Annotated in this window: 4 protein-coding genes and 1 tRNA gene; 2 read left to right on the top strand and 3 right to left on the bottom strand. The window is 63.5% G+C overall.

Features of this window, described 5'->3' with window-relative positions; all coding sequences use genetic code 11:
* Positions 1-916 (top strand): restriction endonuclease (locus tag AC6RA4_RS24010; protein WP_500164610.1); only part of this gene is annotated, 916 nt, incomplete at its 5' end.
* Positions 917-964: 48 nt separating this feature from the next.
* Here the strand turns inward: AC6RA4_RS24010 and AC6RA4_RS24015 are convergent.
* Positions 965-1,144, bottom strand: a complete 180-nt coding sequence (locus AC6RA4_RS24015) for a hypothetical protein (protein ID WP_500164612.1) — start codon at positions 1,142-1,144, stop codon at positions 965-967.
* Between the two features lie 375 nt (positions 1,145-1,519).
* A tRNA-Phe gene (locus AC6RA4_RS24020) sits at positions 1,520-1,594 on the bottom strand.
* Positions 1,595-1,742: 148 nt separating this feature from the next.
* Between AC6RA4_RS24020 and mnmH the strand changes: the two genes are divergently transcribed.
* On the top strand, positions 1,743-2,801 hold the full coding sequence (gene mnmH, locus AC6RA4_RS24025) for a tRNA 2-selenouridine(34) synthase MnmH (protein ID WP_500164614.1): 1,059 nt from the start codon (positions 1,743-1,745) through the stop codon (positions 2,799-2,801).
* Here mnmH and selD read toward each other — a convergent pair.
* Positions 2,783-3,695 (bottom strand): selenide, water dikinase SelD (gene selD, locus AC6RA4_RS24030; RefSeq protein ID WP_500164616.1); only part of this gene is annotated, 913 nt, incomplete at its 5' end. The two genes, mnmH and selD, sit on opposite strands and share 19 nt — an antisense overlap.

Consider the following 3,695-nt stretch of genomic DNA (forward strand, 5'->3'; position numbering starts at 1 on the left):
GAACCAATTCCCGGCAAATCGTGAGGCCTACAAAGTCGCGTTGAAGCAGACATATCCGCATAAGAAGCCCGGAGCCATTCCTGTGGACGCTGGGACAATCTACAAATTCGTTCACGTAATCCAAGAAGGCGACCTAGTTGTCTATCCGTCAAAGTCCGACCGAATGGTCAATATCGGTCGCTTCACGGGGGCCATCAGCTTTCATGAGGGGGACACCGATGGCTACCCGACGCGCCGAGAGGTGATCTGGATGGGGCGTTTTCCTAGAGATGAGTTCAGCCAAGCTGCACTGCACGAGATTGGGTCCTTCCTGACTCTGTTTCGGGTCAAGAGATATTCTGCAGAATTCCTTTCTAGGGTGCAGCCTGGGGCCGAGCTAGTCGTCGTTGACGACGGCGAGGATGAGATCGCGGACGATGACACCGCAACCGCTTCTGCCGCAATTCAGGCCGAGGCCAGCACAAGCGATTTCGTTATCAAACGTCTGATAAATGATCTCTCAGGGCACCAGTTTGAAGAGTTCATGGCTCATCTTTTAGAATGCATGGGCTACACTGCGCGGGTAACCCCCAAATCCGGCGACGGAGGCGTTGATGTGATCGCCCACATGGATCCTTTGGGTTTCCAGCCCCCCATCGTGAAGGTCCAGTGCAAGCGGACAACTAGCCAGACACCGCGTCCGGACGTCGACCGTCTCCTTGGCACCTTGGGTGACGGAGAATACGGTCTCTTCGTGAACCTCGGCTCCTATGCGAAGGGCGCGATCGAGCTGGAGCGGAATAGAGCCAAACTGCGGCTGATCAACGGTGAACAATTCGTCGAGATGGTAATGGAGAATTACTCCAAATTGTCTCCACGCTATCGAGCTATCTTTCCTTTGAAGCAGATATTTGTTCCCGATCTTCAGCAGGGCTGAATGGGGTTGGAGGCCTTTGGCCTTGGAGTGTCGCCCTGAAGTGGTTGACTACCAGTCGCCAAACTGAGGGTCGTTCTTCATCGCGTCTTCAGAAATCTCGGTTCCTTTGCGCGATTTGTCTTCTTGGGGTGCGCTGCTTTCGCCGTTGTCGCCGGGAGGAACTCCAAACATATCCAGGTCTTTGGCTGAAATAACTGTGCATTGGGTGGATTTTGCAATCTCATTCATTTGCTCTTCCGTTATATGCAAATCTCCCAATCGGGAGATGATGACAAAGCCACTCTCTGCGCCTGCAATTTCGAACGCGATATGAAGTCCCCGTATGCCTGACAAGTTTGACACACCAGGCCTCGAAGCCGCGCGATTTGTCTGGGCCAGATTCCGCAACGCCACGTCTCCGTTCCGCGGGGGCTCGCAACTGGCTGCGCGCTCAGCCGGATCGTTAGCGCGGCGGCGGTTCTGCGCGTCTTCAGAAGATAGCGGTCTCGTAGTTCCGGTGGCCTTCGGGAGAACAGCAGTCTGGCGCGCGCCTAAGGCCGGGACGCCCAAATACAGGCTCACGCATCGCTCATCTTGAACCTGCTGATGTTCTCTTGGAAGAAGTGGTGCCCGGGGGCGGAATCGAACCACCGACACGAGGATTTTCAATCCACTGCTCTACCCCTGAGCTACCCGGGCACTGGGTGAAGGGCGCTGCCCCTCGGGTGGAGGCGAGATAGCCGAGGCGGATGGTGGTGTCCAGAGGCCAAAGACGAAAAAATCATCTCCTCGTGCAAAAACCTGAAGCGGCTTCTCTCCGCCCCGAGAGCGCGCTACATCTGCCGCCATGACGCGCGCCTTCTCCTCCCTTACCGACATGCTCAACCATGGCTTCGACACCGTCATCGACGTGCGCAGCCCGGACGAATTCGCCGAAGACCACGTGCCCGGCGCCATCAGCCTGCCCGTGCTCGACAATGAAGAGCGCGCCCGTGTCGGCACGATCTACAAGCAGGAGAGCCCGTTCCTCGCCCGCAAGCTCGGCGCGGCGCTGGTGTTCCGCAATGCCGCTGCCCATATCGAGGGGCCGCTGGCGCATCACGAGGGTGGCTGGCGGCCGCTGGTCTATTGCTGGCGCGGCGGGCAGCGCTCGGGCTCCTTCGGCTGGATGCTGCAGCAGATCGGCTGGCGCGCCGAGGTCGTGCAGGGCGGCTACAAGACCTACCGACGGCTTGTGACCAAGGCGCTCTACGAGGATCCGCTGCCGCACCGCTTCGTGCAGCTCGGCGGTTATACCGGCACCGCCAAGACCGCTTTGCTGCCGAGGCTGGCGGCGCGCGGGGTGCAGGTGATCGATCTCGAGGGGCTGGCGCGGCATCGGGGCTCGCTGCTGGGGGACATGCCGGGCGGACAGCCGAGCCAGAAATGGTTCGAGACCTGCCTCGCGCAGGAGCTTTCGCAGCTCGACCCGAGCCGCCCGGTTCTGGTCGAGGCGGAGAGCAGCAAGGTCGGGCAGATCCTGCTGCCGCCGTCGCTCTGGGAGGGCATGAAGCAGGCGCCCTGGATCGAGGTGGCGGCGCCGCTCGAGGCGCGGGCGGTCTATCTCGATGCCGCCTATGACGACATCCTCTCGGATGCCGAGCGCCTCAAAGGCCAGCTTGCGCCGCTGCGCTACCATCGCGGCCACGCGCTGATCGACGCCTGGGAGGGGATGATCGATGCCGGCGAGCGGATTGCGCTCTGCCGCTCGCTCGCCGAGGATCACTACGATCCGGCCTACGAGAAATCGATGTCGGCGATGACGCCACGGGTGTTGCAGCGCTTTGAGACGCCGACGCTCGACGAGCCCGGCCTCGATGCGCTGGCCGACCGCATCGCCGAGGCATTTCACACGATGGAGATCTGACCGGGCCAGTCGCCGTCGATGCGCCCGATCACCGCCGCTTCATAGCCTTTCTCACGCAGCTCGGCGACGCGGGCGTCGCCGTCTGGGATCGCGGCGAGCAGGCCGCCGGCGGTCTGCGGATCGAAGAGCAGCTCGGCGCGGGGGCCCTCCAGCGTCAGGCCGGGGACGGCGGCGCGGTTCTTGGGGTGGAGCGTCGAGCGGATGCCTTCGGCCGAGAGTGCGAGGGCGCCGGGCAGCAGCGGGATTGCGTCGAGATGCAGCTCGGCGCTGACGCCCGAGGCCATGCAGATCCCGTGCAGGTGCCCGGCGAGGCCGAAGCCGGTGACGTCGGTCATGGCGTGGGCGCCTTGCAGGATCGTGGCTGCGTCAGCCTGCGGTCGCGTCATGCTGGTCAGCGCTACCGCCACCCAGTCGCCGCGCGCCTTGCCCTGCATCTCGGCCGCCATCACGACGCCGGAGCCCAAGGGCTTGGTCAGCACGAGGTCGTCTCCGACCTGCGCGCCGCCCAGCGTGATCGGCGCGCGCTCGCAGAGGCCGGTGAGGGTCAGGCCGATGGTCATCTCGTCGCCCATCGAGGAATGCCCGCCGACGATCTCGGCCCCGCTGGTGCGAAGGATCTCGGAGGCGGCGGTGAGGATCTCGGTGAGGGTGCGCTGCGCCAGCTCTTCGGACATGCGCGGCAGGGTGAGGCTGGCGGTGGCGGCCTGCGGGGCGGCGCCCATGGCCCAGATGTCACCGAGTGCGTGTACGGTGGCGATGCGCGCCATGATCACAGGGTCCTCGACGAAGGCGCGCAGGTGATCGGTGGTCATCACCTGACGCGTGCCGCCGGTCAGCAGCAGCGCCGCGTCGTCGCCGGGCAGGGCGGTCACGTCGGCGCGGGCGGGCGCGGGC

This window comes from Salipiger sp. (assembly GCF_059781815.1).

Bases quoted from the DNA above. Each gene is read 5' to 3' on its own strand.
- AC6RA4_RS24015 (WP_500164612.1), bottom strand. From the start codon at position 1,144: ATGAATGAGATTGCAAAATCCACCCAATGCACAGTTATTTCAGCCAAA.
- mnmH (WP_500164614.1), top strand. From the start codon at position 1,743: ATGACGCGCGCCTTCTCCTCCCTTACCGACATGCTCAACCATGGCTTC.